General features: G+C 54.5%; 15 protein-coding genes and 4 pseudogenes. 2 read left to right on the top strand and 17 right to left on the bottom strand.

Translation table 11 applies throughout. The annotated features are described in order from the left end of the window. Window positions 1-1,115: 1,115 nt before the first annotated feature. The 3 genes and pseudogenes from CXB77_RS06805 to glgX form a co-directional block, all read right to left on the bottom strand. Window positions 1,116-4,040 carry a hypothetical protein gene (locus tag CXB77_RS06805; protein ID WP_146108747.1) on the bottom strand — a complete coding sequence of 975 codons (2,925 nt, stop codon included), beginning with the start codon at window positions 4,038-4,040 and terminating at the stop codon, window positions 1,116-1,118. A 92-nt stretch (window positions 4,041-4,132) separates the two neighbouring features. Next, window positions 4,133-6,169, bottom strand: a complete 2,037-nt coding sequence (locus CXB77_RS06800) for a methyl-accepting chemotaxis protein (RefSeq protein WP_105073297.1) — start codon at window positions 6,167-6,169, stop codon at window positions 4,133-4,135. A 78-nt stretch (window positions 6,170-6,247) separates the two neighbouring features. Continuing rightward, a pseudogene (gene glgX, locus CXB77_RS06795) lies at window positions 6,248-8,358 on the bottom strand (glycogen debranching protein GlgX). Window positions 8,359-8,646: 288 nt separating this feature from the next. Between glgX and CXB77_RS06790 the strand changes: the two are divergent. Beyond that, window positions 8,647-9,000, top strand: coding sequence for a PilZ domain-containing protein (locus CXB77_RS06790; RefSeq protein ID WP_105073296.1), 354 nt, complete (start codon window positions 8,647-8,649; stop codon window positions 8,998-9,000). Between the two features lie 26 nt (window positions 9,001-9,026). Here the strand turns inward: CXB77_RS06790 and CXB77_RS06785 are convergent, their stop codons facing one another. Both CXB77_RS06785 and CXB77_RS21450 read right to left on the bottom strand, forming a co-directional pair. Beyond that, on the bottom strand, window positions 9,027-9,983 hold the full coding sequence (locus CXB77_RS06785) for a Gfo/Idh/MocA family protein (protein WP_105073487.1): 957 nt from the start codon (window positions 9,981-9,983) through the stop codon (window positions 9,027-9,029). 19 nt (window positions 9,984-10,002) lie between these two features. Then, window positions 10,003-10,377: a hypothetical protein gene (locus CXB77_RS21450; RefSeq protein WP_242445516.1), complete on the bottom strand. Its 375-nt coding sequence runs from the start codon at window positions 10,375-10,377 to the stop codon at window positions 10,003-10,005. Between CXB77_RS21450 and CXB77_RS06775 the strand changes: the two genes are divergently transcribed. After that, window positions 10,376-11,212 (top strand): symmetrical bis(5'-nucleosyl)-tetraphosphatase, encoded by an 837-nt coding sequence (locus tag CXB77_RS06775; protein WP_105073295.1) that lies wholly within the window; start codon window positions 10,376-10,378, stop codon window positions 11,210-11,212. The two genes, CXB77_RS21450 and CXB77_RS06775, sit on opposite strands and share 2 nt — an antisense overlap. A 6-nt stretch (window positions 11,213-11,218) precedes the next feature. Here the strand turns inward: CXB77_RS06775 and CXB77_RS23655 are convergent, their stop codons facing one another. From CXB77_RS23655 to CXB77_RS06725, 12 genes and pseudogenes are all read right to left on the bottom strand, one after another. Further along, window positions 11,219-11,509 carry a hypothetical protein gene (locus tag CXB77_RS23655; RefSeq protein WP_347338072.1) on the bottom strand — a complete coding sequence of 97 codons (291 nt, stop codon included), beginning with the start codon at window positions 11,507-11,509 and terminating at the stop codon, window positions 11,219-11,221. Then, window positions 11,424-11,711 carry a dihydrofolate reductase gene (locus CXB77_RS23650; RefSeq protein WP_347338071.1) on the bottom strand — a complete coding sequence of 96 codons (288 nt, stop codon included), beginning with the start codon at window positions 11,709-11,711 and terminating at the stop codon, window positions 11,424-11,426. Before CXB77_RS23650 ends, CXB77_RS23655 begins: the two co-directional genes overlap by 86 nt. 20 nt (window positions 11,712-11,731) lie before the next feature. Next, window positions 11,732-12,018 (bottom strand): annotated as a pseudogene (rsfS, locus tag CXB77_RS06765) (ribosome silencing factor). Between the two features lie 111 nt (window positions 12,019-12,129). Beyond that, complete coding sequence (nadD, locus tag CXB77_RS06760) at window positions 12,130-12,759, bottom strand: nicotinate-nucleotide adenylyltransferase (protein WP_105073294.1); 630 nt, start codon at window positions 12,757-12,759, stop codon at window positions 12,130-12,132. Window positions 12,760-12,775: 16 nt separating this feature from the next. Then, window positions 12,776-12,934 (bottom strand): hypothetical protein, encoded by a 159-nt coding sequence (locus CXB77_RS19650; protein ID WP_172452580.1) that lies wholly within the window; start codon window positions 12,932-12,934, stop codon window positions 12,776-12,778. 36 nt (window positions 12,935-12,970) lie between these two features. After that, window positions 12,971-14,430: pseudogene (locus CXB77_RS06755) on the bottom strand (NAD(P)/FAD-dependent oxidoreductase). A 179-nt stretch (window positions 14,431-14,609) separates the two neighbouring features. Further along, window positions 14,610-15,873: pseudogene (locus CXB77_RS06750) on the bottom strand (glutamate-5-semialdehyde dehydrogenase). Window positions 15,874-15,904: 31 nt separating this feature from the next. After that, the gene (locus tag CXB77_RS06745; RefSeq protein ID WP_105073293.1) at window positions 15,905-16,429 is read right to left on the bottom strand and encodes a hypothetical protein; all 525 of its coding nucleotides are present in this window, start codon (window positions 16,427-16,429) and stop codon (window positions 15,905-15,907) included. 11 nt (window positions 16,430-16,440) lie between these two features. After that, window positions 16,441-17,073 (bottom strand): AAA family ATPase, encoded by a 633-nt coding sequence (locus tag CXB77_RS06740; protein ID WP_105073292.1) that lies wholly within the window; start codon window positions 17,071-17,073, stop codon window positions 16,441-16,443. A gap of 14 nt (window positions 17,074-17,087) precedes the next feature. Beyond that, window positions 17,088-17,855: a hypothetical protein gene (locus CXB77_RS06735; protein WP_105073291.1), complete on the bottom strand. Its 768-nt coding sequence runs from the start codon at window positions 17,853-17,855 to the stop codon at window positions 17,088-17,090. Window positions 17,856-17,889: 34 nt separating this feature from the next. Beyond that, window positions 17,890-18,189, bottom strand: a complete 300-nt coding sequence (locus CXB77_RS06730) for a hypothetical protein (RefSeq protein ID WP_105073290.1) — start codon at window positions 18,187-18,189, stop codon at window positions 17,890-17,892. 5 nt (window positions 18,190-18,194) lie between these two features. Then, window positions 18,195-21,980: an efflux RND transporter permease subunit gene (locus CXB77_RS06725; RefSeq protein ID WP_105073289.1), complete on the bottom strand. Its 3,786-nt coding sequence runs from the start codon at window positions 21,978-21,980 to the stop codon at window positions 18,195-18,197. Between the last annotated feature and the right edge of the window lie 10 nt (window positions 21,981-21,990).

Raw genomic sequence — 21,990 nt, 5'->3', positions numbered from 1 at the left:
CCAGCGCAACCAATTCAATAGGCGCACTGCCAGCCATAATGCCCACGCCAGCATCAATGCGCGATATACCCATAATGGCAGCGAATAAATCTCCACTTTCGGCAAGGCGTTATCTGTGCGATCTTGATACCAATTCAATACATGCGCAGTCGAATCATTACCTGCAATGTGCATATCGGGATAACCCAATAAACCCTGTTGAATTGCAATTAACAACGCAATTAACGCCGCCAGCGTCAATCCCGCCAATCCCGTGTGCAGCAGCCACAAACGCCAGCCGGTCGGTGCGGTGTGCAATTGCCGCTGCCGCTGATGTGCGCCGAGAGCAAATAACCAGCCAACAATCAACAGGTTCGCCCACACTTGCGCCACACTCAGCCCCACGCCGAGCAGCAGCCAATCGCGGGTGCGTAACGGCGTCAAGCGGCTGCGACCCAGCGCCAGCGCCAATCCTGTCACCACCAGCAATACGCCCCACACCAACACTGCCGGCCCCAGCAGCGGGCCAGTCGTCAATAAAATCCAGCGATCAGTCGGCATCTGCACCCGCACATTGAGATTCACCGCTGGCTGTCCCACATCCGGCAGCCTCGGCGTGAAATGAACGCCCAGCGGCTGCGGATCGCGCCACGTCAGCGTCACCTGCTGGCTGCCGGGCACCAGCGGTAATTCAACTGCAATCGTCCCATCCGCTGCCGCAATTGGCACCGGCAGCGCCCGTCCATCAAGCGCAATTCGCAGCGGCTCAACGCCCGCTGGCAACGGCAGCAGATGATTTCCACCGCGACTGCTGCGCAGCGCCAACGTCAGCGTCACCGTGCTCCCGCGCTGCCCCGGCGCGATCTGCGCCGCGACGCGATCAAATGTCAGCGTTGCGCCGGGCACTCCCAACGGGCGCGTCAACTCCAGCGTCAACTGCTCACCAGCGCGGGGTCGCCACTGCGGCAGCCACTGCGCCAGCGGCTCGCGTTGATACACCGGCGCGAGTCCATGCCAAGTCAAATGCCACAACGTGCTCAGATCAAGCGTCCACAGCTCGCTCACTCGCGGATCGGCGCTCGCCGTCAACGTCAATTCACTGACCGGATCAAGCCGCGCCGTCCACGTCAATTCGGTCACGCCCGGCGGCAGCGCCGCGAGCACTTGCCCGTCAACCACCGCCACTCCCGCCGTTTGCACCGCTTCACGGGCAGCAGCGTGATCGGCAGCAGCACCGCAAATTCTGGCGCTGACAAGCGCAGCACTCGCGTTTCCACCTGCCATTCCACGCCGAATCGCAACCGCCGTTCGACGCGCAGCAACGGCGGCAATGCCTCCTGCGTCAGCGTCGCCACCGGCGCAGCATCTGCCGTCGCCAATCGAATGAATTGCAACTGCGTCACCGTCGTTTCCGCCTCCAAACCGGCGACGCGCCAGCCGTCAACGTCCACTGTCACCAGATGCGGCGCTAACGGCAGCGGCACATCAAGCTGCGCTGCCGCCGGAATTGCGCCGCGCAAAATCACTTGATGCTGACCGGCAGCGAGCGGCACAACCAATTGCCCCGCCGCGTCGCGCTGCATCAGCTCCAGCGTCGCGCCATCCACTTCAATCTGCTGCGGCGACCACGCGCCACTGCCGCCCGGCACTGGCGCAGCGACTGCGGTTGCTGCGTCCAGCGTCAATTCCAGCGTTAAAACAGTCGCATCCGCTCGCACCGCCAGCCGCGCCAATTCGACGCAGTGCGGCACACAATCCGGCGGCGCGAGGAGCCGCTCGCGCAATTCTTGCAACAGCTTTGGTGACGGCAATTCCTCCGCCAGCGTCGGCTCGGAATGCAGCCCGCCGGTCAGCGCCGCCACCAACACCAGCGCCGTTTTCATTCCCGCTACCGTCGGCTGCGGCAGTTGCCAACCGCTCAAGCGCCAGCCGAGTAGCCCCATCAACAGACTGCCGAGCAGCGCCACTCCCAATTGCAGCGGCGGCGTCAGCAGCCAGAGTTGCGCCGCTTCCGTCGCGCCGACCGGCCCGCTCCATGCCAGCGTCACCTGCTGCCAGTGCCAAGTCGGAACGCCGACGCCAGTTTGGATTTGCGCTTGCGGATCAATCACTTCCAACGGTTGCGGCGGCGCTGAAGCTGGGCTGGCGCTCTTGCGCCGCGCTGCCGATGACAGCATCTCGCGGGCGATTGGCGCTGCGGGGAGCGCGTCCACTGCGTCCTCAGTCAAACCGGAAACCTGCGGCGCGAACTGCACTTCGGCGTTGCCAAAACCGTCACCGGCTCGCGCCAACGCCGCGGGGTGCGCGAGTTGCGGATAAATGCCGGTGCGCACCTGCGTGATGACAAATGACAAGCCAATCAACAGCAGCGCCAGCACGCTCCCGCGCCAATAGCCCGTCACTACTTGCTGCACCCAGCGCCCGCCGAATGCTGCGGTCAGCACCGCCCGGCGCAACGCAGTCGCAGCGAGCAGATGCAGCCAGACTTGCTGCGGCGCGTCCGGCGCTTGCCACGTCAACACCAGCGCGAGCAAAGCAACTGCGCCCCAGCTCGCGCCCCACAGTCGTGCTGCGCCGATGACGACGATCAGCAATAAAAACAAATCCAGCAACGTCCAGCGCGTCAGCCACGTATTCGGCACGTTATCGACGCCAGAAATCGCCAACACGTCCCAGCCCGGCGGCAGATGCAGCGTGGTCTGGGCAGAATCAAACCGCAGCGCCCAGCCCGATGCCGGTAACTGATTAATTGGCAGCTCTAAACGCCCGTCGGCGCTGACGTTCACCTGCCCGCGTCGCACCTCCACGCCAGCGGCTGCGCCGTCGCCGAGCTGGTTAATCGGCACTGCTTGCCCGGCGATTTGCACCTGACCGAGCTGCAATCGCGCATCCGCTTCCAGCCGCCAAGTGCGCGTCAATTGCCCGCTGATCCGATCCTGCACGCTGTAGCCGCTGCCGGTGAAATCCAGCCACAGCTCGCGGTTGAGTTGCAGCCGGTCGGGATCGGGCGTTGGATCGCCGCGCCGTTGCTCATCCAGCCGCAGCGTGTCACCAGCAGCGAGGCGATACACCGGCAACGCTGACCACTCCGCCGGGAGTTGGGTTTGCTGCGGATCAAGTGCTGGCGCTCCGCTGACCGTGACCTGCCGCAAATCTGGTCGCGCCGCGAATGCCCAAATCTCCACCGCCGGCCAAGGCGCGGGGCGCGGCGTCAAAGTCAGTGGGACGTTGAGATCGGGATGCGCGGTGGCAACCTCCAGCGTCCACTGCCCCGGACGCACCTGCACCCGCAACATGCCGTCTGGCTCCAAGCGTGCTGGCAGCGGACTGTTCAGATCAAACGGCACGCCGTCGCCAATCGGCACCGGGCCGAGTTGGATTTCTCGCGCCCGTCCGCCAACGGTGAGTTCCAACCGCGTCCGCATTTGCAGCGGCAGCTCGTCCTCAATCCGCCGCAGCACCGTCACGCGCAGCCAATCGCCCGCTGCATCGGCTGGCGCGGCGGTCGGATCGCGCAGCCACAGCCGTCCATCCGGCTCCAAACGCGGCTGCGGTTGCAGTTGCCCGTTGCGGCGCAGCGTGAATAAGCCGGTCGCGGCTGGCACCGGCAACGCATCCGGCAGCGTCGCCGTCGCCCACTGAAATTGCCCAGTTAAACGATGTTCACCGGCATCAAGCCGCACTGCCGGATGTCCGGCATGTGGCAGCACCGGCAGCGGCTGGTCGCCGTCGCGGACGGTTTGCGGCCAGAGCGCGGCATCGCCCGGCAGCGCGATCCAAGTGGTCGCCAATACCGTCCACGTTTGCGCAAAATGCCCGCCGTTGCTGTCGAGATCGAGTTCTAAACGCCCCGCCCACGCGCAGCGCCGTTCGCCACTGCGCAGATCAAGCGGACAATGACGGCGATCTTGACCGTCGGCAGCGAGCACCCACGGGAGCCAAGGTTGCAATTGCGGCGGAATCCACGCGGGAATGGGGAGAGTTTGAAGAAATGGCGCGGGTATTGAATTGGCGGCGGCTGGCGCGGAATGCGTCAGTGCCGCCAAATGAATCACGCTCAAGAATAAAGCGAGGTGCCAATTGTGATAAACACGGGATCGCATCTGCTGATACATTTTTGGCGCGGCATTGAATGGTGAAAAGGTGTGATCAATTAAATACGGAATTGACGCAGCCGCGCTTGCAATCCATTCGCCAATTGCGCCAATTGTTCACTCGAATTGGCAATTGTCCGCGAGCCTTGCGCAGTCATTTCTACCGATTGCGTGATGTTATTCACATTGCGATTAATTTCTTCTGCGACTGCGCTTTGTTCTTCCGCCGCGCTGGCAATTTGCGTATTCATATCATCAATCCGCACAATTGCCGTCGCAATTGAATTCAACGCCGCGCCAGCTTGTCCGGCTTGCGCCACCGTTTCAACGGAACGGGAACGACTTTGCTGCATCGCCGTCACCGCACTTTCTGCGCCAGCTTGCAGCCGTTCAATCATCGTTTGAATTTCTTTGGTGGATTCTTGGGTGCGACTCGCCAACGTCCGCACTTCGTCGGCGACCACCGCAAACCCGCGTCCCTGCTCACCAGCGCGGGCAGCTTCAATTGCCGCGTTGAGCGCCAGCAAATTGGTCTGCTCGGCGATGCTACGAATCACATCCAGCACCTTGCCGATGGTGTCGGAATCGGTTTCCAACCGGCGAATCACCTCCGCCGCTGCGTCGATGTCACGGGCGAGCGCCTCAATCGCTGCGACCGTGTTTTGCACGATCCGCTCACCTTTACCCGCTTCCTGATTGGCATCGCGGGCAGCATGAGCGGCACTGTTGGCATTCCGCGACACTTCCTGCACCGTCGCCGTCATTTCGTGCATCGCAGTCGCCACCTGCTCAGTTTCCGTGCGCTGACGCTCCACCTGCGCCTTGGCCTCTTCGCTGCCGTCCGACAGATGCGCGGCTGCCGTCGTGAGCTGGGTCACGGCGTCAGTGGTTTGGCGCACAAGCGTATGAATTTTATCAACAAAGCGATTAAATGCACTGGCAAGGTGAGTAATTTCATCATTGCCTTGTACCGGCAATTGGCGCGTCAAATCGCCCTCACCGCTGGCGATGTCTTCCAATACGGCGACCACCTCACGCAGCGGATGCGCGATGCTGCGGCTCAATAGCCAAATCAACGCGATCATTAACACCAATCCGGCGATGCTGATGAATAACATTTGCTGCATCAAAGTTGTCAGCACTTTCAATACTTCATTCATTGGCAATGCCATTGCAATTGACCAAGATTTGCCGGTATCGCCAAGCGCAATTGGTTCGCTAATAATCAGCGTTTTACTCGGATATAGACTGCTTTCGCGTTGCGTCATAAAGGGTTGCGCGTTAGCGACCGCCGCGATGAAACGCGGCAAATCCTCGCCCAACACATCGCTTTCCGTCTCGCGCATGTTGCGCCCCAAGCGCGTTGAATCGGGATGCGCAATTACGGTGCCGCCATGACTAAAAAACGCAAAAGTGCCATTCAAAATTTTAATTTGCTTGGCTTCTTCCTGAAGGCTGGCAATCAATAAATCAACGCCTACCACGCCGATAAAACGTCCGTTTTCAATGACTGGCGCCACAATTGAGGTAATTAGTTTGGTGACGCCGCCCACCGGATACAGATACGGCTCCAAAATCACTGGCTTGCGGGTTTGTTTCGCCAGCAGGTAATAATCGCCCGCACCCGGCGTGTCGTAATCCACCAGCGGTTCCAACGCAATTTTGCTGCCGTTGCGATACCAATACGGCACATAACGCCCGCTCGCATCGTGCCCCGCCGTGCCCACAAATTGTGCGTCGCGCCCATCAAACGCATTCGGTTCCCAGCCCGTCCATGCTGCCAGCAGTTGCGGATGATCGGCGAGATAACGCTCCAGAATTTGGTTGAAATAATCACGACGATTGCTTTCAGGAATTTGTGCTCGGGTTTCTACCACGCTAACCAGTGCTTTGATGCTCGCTAAATCTTCAGTGAGATGGCTGACCATGCGTTCACCTTCGATGCGCGCAAGCTGGCGCGTCGATTCCAAAGCGTTCGCAGTCGCAGTTTCCTGCACCAACACCCGCGCCAGCAGCGCAGTGCCCAGCAGCATGACCACCGTCAGCGGCACAAGGGTAAACAGCAATTTGCGCACCATCGGTAAGCGGTTCAACATCGTCTTTCTACCTGTCATCGTGATTAAAGCGATTGATCTAATTACAGTTTTATCGTCTGGCGTCCAGCAATGATTGCGCTAGGCGCTGCGTCCTTCCAACACCACGACGCTGCGGGCGCGTACCAGCAGCGGTGCAAAATCCACTGTGATCTGATCGCCCGGGGCGCTGACATCCAACGGCGACGCCCGACTGGTATCCAGCGCCAATTGCCAGCGATCCAACCGCCAACGCAGTTCCGGTAGCCGTGGCAGTTCAAAGTGGCAGGCAGCGTCGCCCATGTTGAGCATGATGTGCAGCGGCGCTTCACTTTGATGCGCGGGAGCCAAGGTTAGCGCCAGCGTCGCTGCCAGCGGATCATTCCATGCTGGCGCATTGAGCGTGGTGCCATGCCAGACTACATCCGGTAATTCTGATCCTGCTTGCGGCTGCCCCGACAGAAAATGTCGCCGCCGTAAACTCGGATGACGTTTGCGCAGCGCAATCAGTTCACGGACAAAGCGCAACATCTCGGTATTGCGTTCGAGCAGCGTCCAATCAAACCAACCCAGTGCATTATCTTGACACCAAGTGTTGTTATTGCCGTGTTGAGTGCGCAACACTTCATCACCAGCGAGCAACATCGGAATACCTTGGCTGAGAAACAGTAACGTCAGCAGATTTTTGGCTTGCCGCTGGCGCAGCGCCAGTACTTGCAGATCGTTGGTGTCGCCTTCAATGCCGCAGTTCCAACTGAGATTGTCGTTGCTGCCATCGCGGTTTTTTCACAATTGGCAAGGTTGTTCTTGCGGTTATAACTGACTAAATCCCATAACGTGAAGCCATCGTGACAGGTGACAAAGTTGATCGAATTCGTAGGCTGGCGCAGGTTCGCTTGATACAGATCGCTGCTGCCGGACAAGCGGGTGGCGACTTCAGCAATCAATCCCACATCGCCGCGCACGAAACGGCGAATGGTGTCGCGGTAACGTCCGTTCCATTCCATCCACCGATAGCCGGGAAAACTGCCCACTTGATACAACCCAGCAGCATCCCATGCTTCAGCGATAATTTTGGTCGCTGCCAGCGTGTCGGACAATTCGATTTCCCACAGCACCGGCGGATTTGCCAGCGGATGACCGTCGGAATCTCGCGCCATCGCGCTGGCGAGATCAAAACGGAAGCCGTCAACGTGCATTTCGCGCACCCAGTATTCGAGTGCATCCACGATGAAATGGGCGACGATGGGATGATTGGCGTTGACGGTGTTCCCGCAGCCGGTGAAATCCAGATATTTGGATTTGTCGAGCGCGTCAAGACAATAAAAGGTTTCGTTGCCAATGCCTTTGAAACTCAACGTCGGTCCATCCACGCCACCTTCGCTGGTGTGGTTGAAAACCACATCAAGAATGACGCCAATTTTTGCGCGATGCAGCGCCTTGACCATCTCGCGGAATTCGCTCAGATGTGTGCCCAGTTCTGGCGTGACGCAGTAGCCCGGATGCGGCGAAAAGAAGCCGAAGCTGCTGTAGCCCCAATAATTTTTCAGTCCCGCGTCCCACACTGCTTCGGGCACATCCTGCTCGTCAAACGCCATGATCGGCATCAGTTCGACGTGGGTAATGCCCAGTTGTTGCAAATAGGGAATTTTCTCAATCAAGCCCAGAAAAGTGCCGGGATGCGTGACGCCAGAACTGGGATGACGGGTAAAACCGCTGACGTGCAGTTCGTAAATCACTGCCTGCTCGGATGGCAGGCGCAGTGGAATGTCGCCTTCCCAGTCGTATTCTTCGGCAATCACCAAACCGCGTGGCGAATCGTGCGGTAACACGCCATCGTGTACACGCCGAAACCGTTGCCAATCGCAGACATTGACTGCTCGCGCCCAAGGATCAACCAATTCCACGCTGGCATCAAAACGCCAGCCATGCGCTTGCGGTTGATTGGGACCTTCCATGCGCCAGGTGTAATGCGTACCGGGCGGCAAATCGACAACGAGAACATGCCACGAAAAAAAGGTGTGGTTGATTTGTGGATCAAGTCGGATGATTTGAAACGGCGCAGCGCTGCTGGCATCAGTGTAGAGCAGCAGTTCGGCGCCGCAGGCATGGCGACTGAAAATTGAGAAGTTAACACCGTTGTCTTCAACAGTGGCTCCAAGCGGATAACGGCGTCCAGCAAGGGTGGTGTAGGGAGTGTGGTACACGGACATAGTGGGTCAATATGAATGAAGCGTGGAAGATCAGTATCAACAGCAGTGGGAATTGAATGAAGAGATTATTGCAATCAGCACTCATCAAAATTTGGTGCAATGCCCGTAAACTGAAGACCATTACTAGATAATAACGTTATCATAACACGCAGAATGATCACGCTGCCGTTGCGGTCAAAAAGAGACCTAAAAGCAACGCTATTCATATCAGGTTATCGATCAGAGATTGAGAAAATAACGTGTTGTTTATTCACTTTTTCTTATTGAAACCAACAAGCGGTATGCCCCATGAAACCAAGCGAATTTGATAATCGCCGCCAATATCCTCGCAAACGACTGGAAGGTTGTGAGGTTCAGCTTAAACCAATCGATGGGTCGCTCAACAATATGGCTCCATGCAGCTATGGCAGTCTGTCACGCGATATTAGTGATGGTGGAATGCGCATCTGGACCGATCAACTTTATTCGATCACTACTCGACTGCTGGTGTCGTTTGAAAACAATGCGCAAGCTGAATGGTCAAGTGTGACCACGCGGGTGGGGGTGGTGATGTGGGTGAGTCCCGATAGCACTGAAGGGCATTATTTGATCGGGATTAAATTTGGCGATGAAGATGAAATTGACGACACCCCGCCGTGGTAAATGTTGGTGGTTTGGCGCAGAGCACGTTAAACGGCGGTGATGCGAGCACGCACGTCAAGCGCCACTTTCAATGCCCTCAATCCGGTGTTGCCATCCACCAGTGGCGGTTGTTGTGTCCGCACACAGCGCACGAATTCCGCAAGTTCTAAATCCAACGGTTTAATCGGTTCGATCACGATCTGCTCACGCATAATCTCTGGGCGAGTCGTTCCAGAAACCGTGCAAGTTTCAGCGACATCAATCGTTTGTGTCACAAAATCCAGTGACAAATAGCGGCGTGGTTGAAACACCCGAATGCGCCGCGTGGTTTTATCGGAAACGCGGCTGGCAACCACATTCGCCACCGTGCCGTTGGCAAATTCCAAACGGGCGTTGGCAATGTCCACATGCGGTGTGAGTATTGATGCGCCCACTGCCGAAATGGCGCTGATTTCCGCATCAACTAACGAGAGGATGATGTCGATGTCGTGGATCATCAGATCAGAAACCACATCGACATCCGTCGCCCGTTCAACGAAACTTCCCATGCGCTGCGCTTCGAGATATAGCGGAGAATCAATGCGTTGCGCCAGCGCCATCACGCCCGCATTAAAGCGTTCGACATGACCAATTTGCAGCAGTGCTCCGTGTTCCTGCGCCAGCCGGACAATCTCTGCGCCCTCAGCAAACGTGGGTGCAATCGGCTTTTCGAGTAATACCGGAATGCCGTGCATCAACAATGGTGCAGCAACTTCCAAGTGTGCAGTTGTGGGCACAACAACGCTCACTGCATCAACTTTTCCAATTAAATCCGCTGGTTGAGCAAAGAAAGCGCAGCCTGCTTCGGCTGCGATGGTCTGTGCGCGTTCGGGATTGCTGTCCACCACGCCAACCAGTTCGACTGCGGTCATGCGCGAGTAAATCAGCGCATGAAAACGCCCCAGATAACCCACGCCAACCACGCCGACGCGCAGACGTTTAGATGAATCTGTGGGTTCTAACATGTTGGCATGACTCAAACGCTCAACCACCAACACCCGCCGTAGGTGGCGTTTGGGTGGTCGCAATGGGGTTATCGTTTGCTCCAGAGTAGAGGATGACCTGATACGTCAGCGTCACACACATTCCGATGGAGACAAACAGTAAGAGGATTAAAAACGGGTCGGGCTTTCGGCGGTAAGGTTTAGAAGGAATCAGCATTGTGGCAATCACTTGGAGTAAACTTTTAGAAAGATGATACAACGTAATCAAGTCATTAGAAAGGCGACCACCTAAATGCTCAGGTTTACGCTGCGTCTCATGTGAAAGTGAAATCGCAACTTGTATTATTGCTGAAATCTGCAAAAAACTGCTGCGCTTTTGTGATGCCCGTCTGAAAATTTCGATCAAATACATCATGCCCATTTATGCCATTGGCGACATTCAAGGTTGTTTAACCGAGCTGCAAATCCTGCTCCATCAACTCCAGTTCAATCCGCAACAGGATCGTCTCTGGTTGGTGGGTGATCTGGTGAATCGCGGTCCTGATTCACTCGCTGTTTTGCGCTTTATTCGCACCCTCGGCGATGCTGCGGTTGTTGTACTCGGCAATCACGATTTACATCTGCTGGCGCTGGCAGCCGGTAATCTTAAACATGCAAATAAAAGCAATTTGGATGCCGTATTACAGGCGCCGGATCGAGATGAATTGCTGCATTGGCTGCGCCAGCGCCCACTGTTGCATCACGATGCCGCACGCGAATTAACGCTGATTCATGCTGGACTGCCGCCGCAATGGACACTTGCCGATGCGCGGGCTGCTGCCTCCGAATTGGAAAACGTGTTGCGCAGTGACGATTATCAGACGTTTTTGCTGGCGGTTTACGGCAATCAGCCAGCGCAGTGGTCGCCCAATTTAACCGGCATTGACCGCCTGCGCTTTATCACCAACTGTTTAACAAGATTGCGGTTTTGCACACCAGACGGACGGCTGGCGCTGAAAGAAAAGGGTGAAATCGGTAGCCAAACGCCGGGGCTGATTCCTTGGTTTCAAGTGGCAAATCGTCGCACTCGCCACGACCGCATCATTTTTGGGCATTGGTCAACGCTGGGGTATTACGCGGGCGATAACGTGTGGGCGATTGATAGCGGCTGTTTGTGGGGCGGAACACTGACTGCGCTGCGCGTGGAACCGCTGCCGCTGACGCCGATCCATTTGAAATGCAACGGTTATCTCACGCCCGGTCAAGATTGACTGCGGTCACGTGCGGCGTCGCCATTCAACAAAGGTCATCGCTAACGCATTCTGCGCATCGGCGGAGTGCGCAACGCGACTCACTTCCTGCCATTCCGCGATTCCATGCGGGAAAATACACATCGCCGTCGATCTCGACGTGAACCTGCGTGAGTTGGAGGCAATCGCCAGCGGCAGCGTTTCGCATACAACGCCGCGCCGCCAACGATCATCAATTCCGCTTCGCCAGCCGTTGCCGCCAGCGCCGCTGCGAGCGAATTGACCACGATGCGCCAGCTGCGCGAAAGTGCGGATCACGCGATAACACCAGATGCCGCCGTCGTGGTAACAGCCCGGGCAGCGATTCCCACGTCCGCCGTCCCATCAAAATGGTTTTATCCAACGTTAACTGTTTGAAATGCGCCAAATCCGCTGGCAACCGCCACGGCAGCGCGTTATCGCGTCCAATGACGCCGTTATCTGCCACCGCAGCGACGATCACCAAACGCAGCGCGTTCATTCAGACCGCGGCAGTTGCCGTCAATTCTTCGGCACTCGGCGCTGACCACAGCCGCTCAAGTGGTAAAAATCACGCACTTTTTGCAGCATCACGTGCACCACCACACCGTTGAGATCAACCAGCGCCCATTCGCCACTGGTTAATCCTTCGTGCCTAGCGGCGTTTCGCCAGCTTCTTTTGACCGAAACGCAACGGTTTCCGCAATGGCTTTGACATGCCGATCTGAAGTGCCGGACGCCACCACCATATAATCGGTGATTGCCGTTTTGCCGCGCACATCCAATACATTCACATCACGCGCTTTCATATCGTCTAGCGTTTCAATCACGAGCTGGCGGAGTTGTTCAACTTCCATTATTAAATTGTCTCAATTTTGCGTAAAAATTTGATCGAGCGAAGAATAGAAAAATGAGCTGTTTTAACGATACAACTGCTCACGTTCAATCAATGCCAGCACTGCATCAGGCAGTAAATAACGAGGACTAAAACCCTGCGCAATCAATTGGCGAATCTGCGTTGATGAAATCGCCAATTGTGTCGCCTGCGAATACCACAAAATCCGTCCTGCTGGCGCTGCAGTCAACGCAGCTTGTTCTGCACAACCGTGCATTTGCAATAATGTCGCCAGCGCATCATCAATCGGAGCATCGCCCGGTCGCGCCATTACCACTAAATGCGCCAATTTGAGAATGTCATGCGGACGATGCCATGTCAAAAAATTGGCAAACGCATCAGCACCGAGCAGCAAACATAACGGAATATCGCCGCCCAATTCAGCGCGTAACGCCATTAAGGTGTCATAAGAAAAGGAGCTGCCGGAACGCTCCAACTCACGGGTATCTAACGTTAAATCAGTTTGATCGACCAATGCCGCTTTTAGCATTTGCACTCGCTGCGCGGTACTGGCTTGCGGTTGCGGACGATGCACGGCTACCTTGAGCGGCATCATCCGTATTTCATTGAATGACAATCCTTGTAAACAATCCAATGCTGGGCGCAAATGCCCAAAATGAATTGGATCAAAAGTGCCACCGAGAATGCCAATCATTATGGAATACGCACCATCAATTGTGCGATTTCAATAATAGCTTGAGGATTTTCAAATTGATCACCCAAAAGCGATAAAACTGCCAAGTGAATGACGTGCGCATATAACGCACTCCGCGTGTTGGAACCGGCGGATAATAGGCTTGTTGATAGGGTTCTTTATTCTTAGCAGCCATAGAATTGTCTCTGATTGAAGATGAATGGCGATGGTATCAATCGGGAAGAATTGACCAACCAAACCGCAGTTTGGCTTGATAGATAAAGACATGATGTAGAATGTATTTCATCCAATGACCTGCCAATCCAATCTCCCCAAAAGTCAAATTCATATCGCGTCCGTATTCAGGGTAGGTATCGTAATCAGGCACCACTGGGAATACGGTCATCGTTGCAGCTGTGCCCTTAAAAATATCGGAACCGGTTGAGCAACACAGGCTGCACCCATTTCACCCATTGACGCAGTATGCGTTGGTTCTGGCGCACCTTTTAATACCATATCGCGGATACTTTCAGCCACAGCTTTTCCAATCGTTGCTGAGGGCATTCCAGTACGCGGTGGCGTCGGACTAATTTGAATACCGCTCGGGCTTTTCATTACCTTACTAATCGGATGTGGTGGTGCAAATGCAATACCAATGGCAAAGATATTCTGATACTGCGGCGTTTGATAGGTGCGCGGCCAATCGGCTTTACTCCAATCTTCAAACGGCTTGGGATTATAATCTGCATCGACCTTCATAAAACCATTGGGCGCAAATAACTGATCAGTGATGTCGTTATTCGATGAATCAAAAGCCTTTAGTCCTACACCAGCAAATGGTGGAATTAACATCGAGAAATCAAAATTGATTTCATGCTGGCTGCCATCGAGCAATTCATAGTGAATTTTGCCGGGTTCAATCTTGCTGACATGGGCGCGAGTAATCCACTCCATATCGCGTTCAACCATTAACGATTCCGCAAAAATCTTGCCATTCGTTACATAACCACCGCGAGTGATGTGCACACCACCCATTCCGAAATCACCTAATTCGTATTCGTTACTAATCCACACCAAACGCCCACGTTCACGCACTCCAGCTTCACGCAACGCATGATCGACGTTATAAATGTATTCAAATGCTGCGCCTTGACAGGTGCACATTCCATGACCAGTGCCCACAACGAAAGTGCGCTCGGCGCCATTCTTCATGGCTTCAATTTGTTTTTGCAATTGCGAATTGGCTTCCAGTGCATGACCGGGTGTGCAAACGGATACGGTATAACCGTTATCTGGTCCCAATCCCGGCGTTGCACCAAAGTTTAATTTTGGTCCAGTTGCATTGATGAGATAATCGTATTCAATCATCTCGGTTTGACCAGCCCGTGCCATCTCAGTGTATTCAATGGTAACGAATGGATTTGCCCGTTCCGTATTGCCTTCAGGATGAATAGACAGCGCCTTGGCTTGATGAAAATCGACATGGATTTTTTTATAGATCGGTGCCAATTCAAATGTCACTTGGCGCTCGGTCATTTCACCCACGCCCACCCAGATATTCGAGGGAATCCAATTCCATTTGGCATTGGGCGATACCACAATCACCTGATGCTTTTTACCGAGCCATTTGCCGAGGTATCTGGCGGCGGTGTGCCCAGAAATACCTGCTCCAAGAATGACGATACGTGCCATAAGAGAAAACTCCGAGTGCATGAAAACATTGGCGGATTCACCGCAATCATCGCCAAAACAGCAGCAATCAAACTGTCGGCGCTATTCTTATCAAGATGCGTCAATCTTGTCGAGAACTAGAAAAGAATGCTTATATTCTAAAATATGCGAGCTATTGTTTCGGCATTCAAACTATCGGCTTAACTGCGCACCTGACCGTCACCCAGCACGATGAATTTCACTGAGGTCAGCCCTTCTAATCCCACTGGACCTCGCGCATGGAATTTATCCGTACTAATACCGATTTCCGCACCCAGCCCGTATTCAAAACCATCGGCAAATCGCGTTGAAGCATTCACCATGACGAACTGGAATCAACTTCGCGCAAAAACCGCTGCGCTCGGCTGTAATTCTCGGTCACAATTGCATCAGTATGCGCCGAGCTATGTTGCGCAATATGCGCAATTGCAGCGTCAATACCATCCACCACTCGAATTGACAAAATTGGCGCGAGATATTCAGTATCCCAATCGGCTTCGGTCGCAGCCACTGCATCGGTAATTGCGCAAGTGGTTGAACAGCCGCGCAATTCCACGCCTTTTTCTCGATACGCTGCGGCTAAACGCGGCAAAATATCTGCAGCAATTGCTGCATCAACTAATAGCGTTTCCATCGTGTTGCAAGTGCCATAACGCTGGGTTTTTGCATTCATTGCGATATTAAATGCTTTATCCAAATCGGCAGAGTGATCAATATAAACGTGACAAATACCGTCTAAATGTTTAATCACCGGCACACGCGCTTCACGACTAATACGTTCAATTAAACTTTTTCCACCACGCGGAATAATCACATCAATGGCTTCTGGCATCGTCACCATTGCGCCAACTGCTGCGCGATCAGTTGTTGCGACCACTTGCACACCGTCACCGGCAACCCCGTCTGCGCTAAACCTAATTGAATGCAACGCGCCAGCACTTGATTTGATTCAAACGCTTCTGATCCACCGCGCAATACCGTTGCATTGCCAGCTTTTAAGCACAACGCCGCTGCGTCTACCGTCACATTTGGGCGCGATTCATAAATGATCCAATGACGCCTAATGGCACGCGCATTCGTCCCACTTGAATTCCTGATGGCCGCGCATTGAGATCAGTAATTGCGCCAATCGGATCGGGCAAAGCGATGATTTCGCGCACTCCGCAATCATGCGTCAATTCGCGCTGGTGTGAGTTCTAATCGATCTAATAATGCTGCATCTAAACCTTTTGCTGCGCCTGCTTGCAAATCACGTTGATTCGCTTGCGTAATGGCATCACGCTCTTGATTCAATGCGTCAGCAATTGCTGCCAGCGCCGCATTTTTTTGACCCGTAGTTGCTCGCGCTAATACCCGCGATGCAATACGCGCACGTTGCCCCAAATCGGTCATGTAAATGGCAATGTCAGTGATTACGGAAGTCATCTTTTTTCATTCCAAAAAAATAGCGGATCAATTACCAAGGCATCACTTTATTCACAAAATTCATGGGGCGACTGATGTTTTGATTCATAATTGCGAGATCATTACGCATTGATGTCGTGGCTAACGTCATGCTTTGCATCGAACGATCCATATTCTGAATGCTAATTAACATCGGCTCCAAGGTATTCACATTCCGTGACATTGAATCGACACTCACCGACATGACTTGCACATGACGGCTCATTAACGTCACGTTTTCTGACATTGCTTGCATATTATTTGACATGTGCGTCATGTTGGTATCAACGCTCACGGTGAGATAGTGCATATCCTTGGCTAAACTAAAGATGAGATAGAAACCATAAGCCGCCAAAATAATAAAGGCGAATAGCGTCGGATAAACAATTAACTCCCAGCGTTTTGCGCTGGTTTCAAAGGCTTGTGACAGTCGATCAATGGCAAACGCATTGAGTTGTGAATCAGTTGCAGCAGTGTTAATTGCATCCAAATCAGCGGATTCTTTTCGTGCGTCATTCGTTAACGTTTCAGTCGTCATAATGAATTAACCTAACTGACGAGATGCGGATAAAGTGCTGCTGCTAATCCCATAAACTCGCGGGCAGCTTTGCCGCGTGATTCGAGTTCAAAAACCGCTAATCCTTCGCTGAATGAGCGCCGAAAAACGGTGCGCTGAGAAAGGCGTGGTTTTATAAAACGAATACCCGGTAAAGCCATTAATGCAGCAGCAGTTTCATTGGTTTCATGGACGCCATGATGCGTATCGCCGCGATTGATAAAACCAATGATGTCGAGCGGTTTTTTTCGTTCAATTGATGTGATCAATTGCAAATAACGCTGCGTTGACCATAAATCAGCTTGCGATGGCGGAACCGGCACGACCACGCGATCACAGAGCGTCAGTGCCAGCCGCATACTTTCCATGTCTGAAGTGCCCACGTCGATCAGGGTTTCCGCAGCCGTCTGCAAGTGCTTGGCAGTTAACACGTTTTTTCCTTGCGTGGTGAGTGCTGGCGTGAACCGCTCTTCATTGCGCACTTCAATCACATCGGAAAGCGTAGCCTGCGGATCAACATCGACCAACATCACGTTGACCTCGGCGAGCGCCAGCCACACTGCGAGATTAAAGGTCAGAGTGCTTTTACCCGAACCGCCTTTGAGACTGCCGACAATCGTAATCATGGAGAGTAAACGCCTTACTTCGCAGTGGGCGGTGTGGGTTCCATGCGGGTATATTCTGCTGGAACACGAAATAAATCATCAGGTTGTGCGCCAAGTTGGATATGTTCCAACGCCTGCACGTTATCGCCGGGGAACTGCTCGCGCACTGCCAGTTTGAGCTGCGGGTCATACCATTGCAGCGTCCGCAGCGGCGCTTGCTCAGGAACCGTGACCACCATTTCCCATTTCTCCACATCACGCCCGTTGAGCGTTTCCGTGCCGAGCATCGTTAATTCCATCGTTTGACCGTTGGGCATGACATATTTCACCGGCAATCCGCGTTGCACATCGAGCCACTGCGCTCCGGTCAAGGTTTTGCCGTCTCGCGTCACGGTCATTTCCCACTTGATCGCATCGCGTCCGCCTACCTGTTCCGCACCGATGCGCTGACAGGTCACGTCTTGCAGTCCCGCGCATGGATTATCTTCTGCTGAAGGTGGGGGCGGTGGCGCAGTGTTTTCACCCGCAGGTGCAGCATTTTCTAAATAGCGTTTATCCGCCGGAAACAGAATCCATTCCACGCGCCGCTGCTGATCGTGAATCCGTACCACTTCACGCCCATCCTGCTTCATCTCGATCCGCACCCGACCATCACCGATGAACATCTTGCCGGTTGCCGCTGGCACATCCGGTCCGCTCGTGGTGATGTCTGCCGAAAATTGCACGGTGTCCGCTGCCTGCGCAGTGAGCGTTAACGCTGCGCCCGCGAGGATTAAAATCTGCATTGTTCTTTGAATTTTCACGTTTTATTCTCCTCGTTGAATCGTCAATGGCGGATTAGCGATCCAGCGGACGCCACCCAGATGGTGACTGTCGCTGCGCTTTTTCGCGTTCTGAAAGCGGTCTGAAATGGTAATTGCCCGTGTCATCAGGAAAGCGTTGATCGTGTTGACCGGGAGGCGGATCACCGCGAAACCGATACACCGGCTCGGTTGAAAATTCCCTCTGTTCTTCAGTATGCAAGGAAGGAAAAGGAAAGCCCCCCTTTGAAAAAGGGGGGTTGGGGGGATTTTCCTCAGCCGCAGCGCCAAACACTACCAATCCCACCACTGCCAGCCATGCGCGATAGTGGCGCACGAAATTTAGGATTTATCCTGATCACTCTCATCATCAGTTTTTAACCGAATCCCACGACGAGATGGCTTCTTTTGCGGTGCAGCAGCAGGTTTAGGCGCTGGCGCTTCGGCAGGCGCAACCGTTTTTTTCGTGACAGAACGACTTGGTTTTGTTGGAGATTCCGTTGCTGGCACTTCGACTTCAGACATCGGCACTTCTTCTTCCGGCACTGGCGTCACGACAGGTGGCGGCGATGATTTTGGCGTTATCGCTGGCTTCTTCGATTTTTGCGGCAGCAGCCCTTTGAACGCTTCCCACAGCAACAGCCCAATCCCGCGCAGCAAATAAAACGCCAGCGTCATAATTTCGGCGATCCAGCCAAACAGTCCGCGTCCCGTTTTGCCCTTCTTATTCATCAACCGACAGGGCAGCGAAACGCCGGGCGGTGCGCTCGCTCCCGCGATTTCGCACATGTCTTTGCTGGCAGCGACGCAACCCAGCGGAATGACGATTAACGTCAGCACCGTTGACACCAACACGCCGGATAGCAGTGAGATCGCCATGCCTTGGAAAATCGGATCGGTGATGATGACGCTCGAACCTGCGACCAGCGCCAGCGCGGTAATCAAAATCGGGCGGGTGCGGATTTTGCAGGCGCGAATCATCGCTTCATCGACTGGAACGCCGGTGTGAATTTCGTGAATCGCAAAATCGACCAGCAGAATCGAATTGCGCACGATAATTCCCGCCAGCGCGATCCAGCCGATCATTGAGGTCGCAGTAAATTCACCGCCCATGCCGAGTGCAAACATCAATGAGTGCGCGGGAATAATGCCCAGCAAGGTCAATGGAATCGGCGCCATGATGACCAGCGGAATGCGGAAATTGCCGAATTCCCACACGACCAAAATGTAAATCAGCACCAACGCGACGACGAACGCTGCGCCCATATCACGGAAGGTTTCGTAAGTGACCGTCCACTCGCCCGCCCATTCCCACGACATCTGATTGCTCTCTGGCGGTGGACCGAGCCAGTAAAAACCATCATCAAAGCTGCCACCAAGCGCCGGTTGGCTGCCATCAGGCGCCGTGTAATTCTGCGCCGCCATCAAATCCTGAATCTGGAACATCGCGTACACCGGCGCAGCGAGCCGTCCGCCTACATCGGCAACGACATATTCCACTGGACGCAAGTCCTTGTGATAAATGATGTCTTCTTCTGCCATACGCTGGAATTGTCCCAGCTCGCTCAACGGCACGGTTTGCTGCTGATTCGACCGAATCGGCAGATCGCCGAGGCGCTGAATCTGCGACCGTTCCGCCAGCGGCACCTGCAACACAATCTGAATCGGCTCGTGACCACTTTGGCGACCCGCTTGCTGCTTGATGTCACCCATTGGTGCGCCGCCGAGCGCCATCGCCAAATTGCGGTTGATCGTATCGACCGAAATTCCGCGCCGCACCGCCTTCTCGGTATCGACATCGAAGCGCCAATAATCGTAGGGAGCGCGGAGATAGTTATCGACATCTCGCGTACTTTCGGCTTGCTCAAAAAAGCTGGTGACATCGCGGGCAAACTCGCGGCGCAATTCTGGAGATGGACCGTGAATTTCGGCGACGACCGACTGCAACACCGGCGGTCCGGGCGGCATTTCCACGACGGCAATTTTAGCGCCAGCGTCCCGCGCTAACTGGGCGAGCAATTCCCGCGCTTGCGTCGCAATTTGGTGACTGGTGCGCTGGCGATCATGTTTATCAGTCAGTTGCACCTGCAATTCGCCATTCCACGGGTCTTGACGCAGGTAGTAATGACGCACCATACCGTTGAAATCGAACGGACGCGCCGTGCCGGCGTAAAGCTGAATGGCGATCACTTCCGGCAAAGTGCGCAACTGTTCCGCCATGCGCTGCGCCAGATTCGCCGTGACCGGCAGCGCCGTGCCTTCGGGCATGTCGATAACCACCGAGAATTCCGGCTTGTTATCCAGCGGCATCATTTTGACTGCGACCAGATGAAAATAGAAAAACGAACACGCCAGCAGAAAACTTCCCCACAGCACCATGCGGAAAGTCCGGCGCTTGCTGCGATCCTCGATCAACGGCGTGAGAATGCGCCGGAAAAAACGCTCCATCCGTTCTGCGCCCTTGTGCTCGCGGACTTCAGCGGCTTCGAGATAGCGCATTGATGGACGCAGCCAACTGGAAATAGCGAGATAAGGCGTAAACGCAAACGCAGCGAACAGTGAAATGAACATTGCGACCGAGCCGAGCACCGGAATCGGTGCCATGTACGGACCCATCATGCCGCTGACAAAACCCATCGGCAGCAGTGCCGCAATCACCGTGAAGGTCGCCAAAATGGTTGGATTGCCGACTTCGCGCACTGCATCGACGGCGGTGTCTTCATCGGTGCGCCCAGCTTCTAGCCAGCGCCGGTAGATGTTTTCAATTACGACAATCGCGTCATCGACCAGAATGCCGATGGAGAAAATCAGCGCGAATAAACTCACGCGGTCAATCGTGAAATTACTGACCCACGCGGTGAACACGGTCATAAACAGCACGACCGGAATCACCAGCATGACCACAATTGCTGGGCGCAGCGCACGAAATGCCAGCAATACCAACACCACGACGAATGACGTGGCTTTGATGAGTTTGAAAATCAGTTCGGAAACTTTTTGATCGGCAGTTTGCCCGTAATTGCGCGTGACGCTGATTTCAACATTGTCAGGAATTCGCGAGCCTTTCAGTTCCTCAACGCGATCTAAAATTGCCTGCGCCACTGTGACACCGTTGGTCAATTCTTTCTTTGCAACGGCAATCGTGACTGCGGGTTGCCCATCAGCGCGGGTTTTCGTGTCGTCTGCCGGACCGGTGTAATACGCCACCAGTTGTTTGGCATCTTCCGATCCCAGTGCGACATCAGCAACATCGCGCATGTACACCGGCATGTCATTGAACGTGCCCACCACCAGCCGCTTGATGTCTTCAGCACTGGTCAAAAATGCGCCAGTGGTCACACTGAAATGTGAACCGCTGGCTTCCACGCCGCCAGCCGTCGCCTCAGCATTGGCACTTTTCAGCGTCTGCGCGACCTGATCGAGACTGATTTGATAACCGGCTAATTTTTCCGGCGAAACGTTAATCGTGACCTGCTCGTGGCGACCGCCGACGATAAAGGCATTGCCGGTGTTTTTGACTTGTTTAATCGCCTGCAACGTGTCCTGCGCCAGCAACCGCAATTGCCCATCATCGACATCGGGCACGCCGTCTTTATCCAAATCCTTTGACCACAGCGTCAATGTCACCACCGGCACATCGTCAATGCCTTTGCTTTTCACCAGCGGCGGCGACATGCCCGGCGGAATTTTGTCCATGTTCGAGGCGAGTTTGTCATTCACCTTGACCAGCGACGGCCCCATCTTTTGACCAACTTCATATTCAATCGTAACAATGCCTTGCCCGCGCTGCGACGCGGAGTAGACGTGTTTGATACCGGGAATTTCGCTCATAATCCGTTCGAGCGGTTGGGTCGCTAAATTGGCGACCTGCTGCGCTGATGCGCCCGGATAATCAATCATGATGTCGATCATCGGCACTGAGATTTGCGGGTCTTCTTGGCGCGGCGTCATCAGCAGCCCCAGCAGCCCCATCATCAGCATGGCGACATAAAACAACGGCGACAGCGGCGACCGAATGAAAAATTTCGCCGCACGTCCGGCCAACCCCAGATATTCGTCATCGGTTCTAAATGCCGATTGTGGCGGCTGGCTGTCGGGTTGCACTTGCGGAATCACTTTGTCGTTCATGAAAAATCCT

Source organism: Chromatium okenii, assembly GCF_002958735.1.
Taxonomy (GTDB): domain Bacteria; phylum Pseudomonadota; class Gammaproteobacteria; order Chromatiales; family Chromatiaceae; genus Chromatium; species Chromatium okenii_A.
The sequence above is the reverse complement of the archived record's forward strand: the minus strand, read 5'-3'. Positions and strand labels throughout refer to the sequence as shown.

Bases quoted from the DNA above. Each gene is read 5' to 3' on its own strand.
- CXB77_RS06800 (WP_105073297.1), bottom strand. From the start codon at position 6,169: ATGTTGAACCGCTTACCGATGGTGCGCAAATTGCTGTTTACCCTTGTG.
- CXB77_RS06790 (WP_105073296.1), top strand. From the start codon at position 8,647: ATGAAACCAAGCGAATTTGATAATCGCCGCCAATATCCTCGCAAACGA.
- CXB77_RS06785 (WP_105073487.1), bottom strand. From the start codon at position 9,983: ATGTTAGAACCCACAGATTCATCTAAACGTCTGCGCGTCGGCGTGGTT.
- CXB77_RS06775 (WP_105073295.1), top strand. From the start codon at position 10,376: ATGCCCATTTATGCCATTGGCGACATTCAAGGTTGTTTAACCGAGCTG.
- CXB77_RS21450 (WP_242445516.1), bottom strand. From the start codon at position 10,377: ATGATGTATTTGATCGAAATTTTCAGACGGGCATCACAAAAGCGCAGC.
- CXB77_RS23650 (WP_347338071.1), bottom strand. From the start codon at position 11,711: ATGAACGCGCTGCGTTTGGTGATCGTCGCTGCGGTGGCAGATAACGGC.
- nadD (WP_105073294.1), bottom strand. From the start codon at position 12,759: ATGATTGGCATTCTCGGTGGCACTTTTGATCCAATTCATTTTGGGCAT.
- CXB77_RS19650 (WP_172452580.1), bottom strand. From the start codon at position 12,934: ATGGCTGCTAAGAATAAAGAACCCTATCAACAAGCCTATTATCCGCCG.
- CXB77_RS06745 (WP_105073293.1), bottom strand. From the start codon at position 16,429: ATGACGACTGAAACGTTAACGAATGACGCACGAAAAGAATCCGCTGAT.
- CXB77_RS06740 (WP_105073292.1), bottom strand. From the start codon at position 17,073: ATGATTACGATTGTCGGCAGTCTCAAAGGCGGTTCGGGTAAAAGCACT.
- CXB77_RS06725 (WP_105073289.1), bottom strand. From the start codon at position 21,980: ATGAACGACAAAGTGATTCCGCAAGTGCAACCCGACAGCCAGCCGCCA.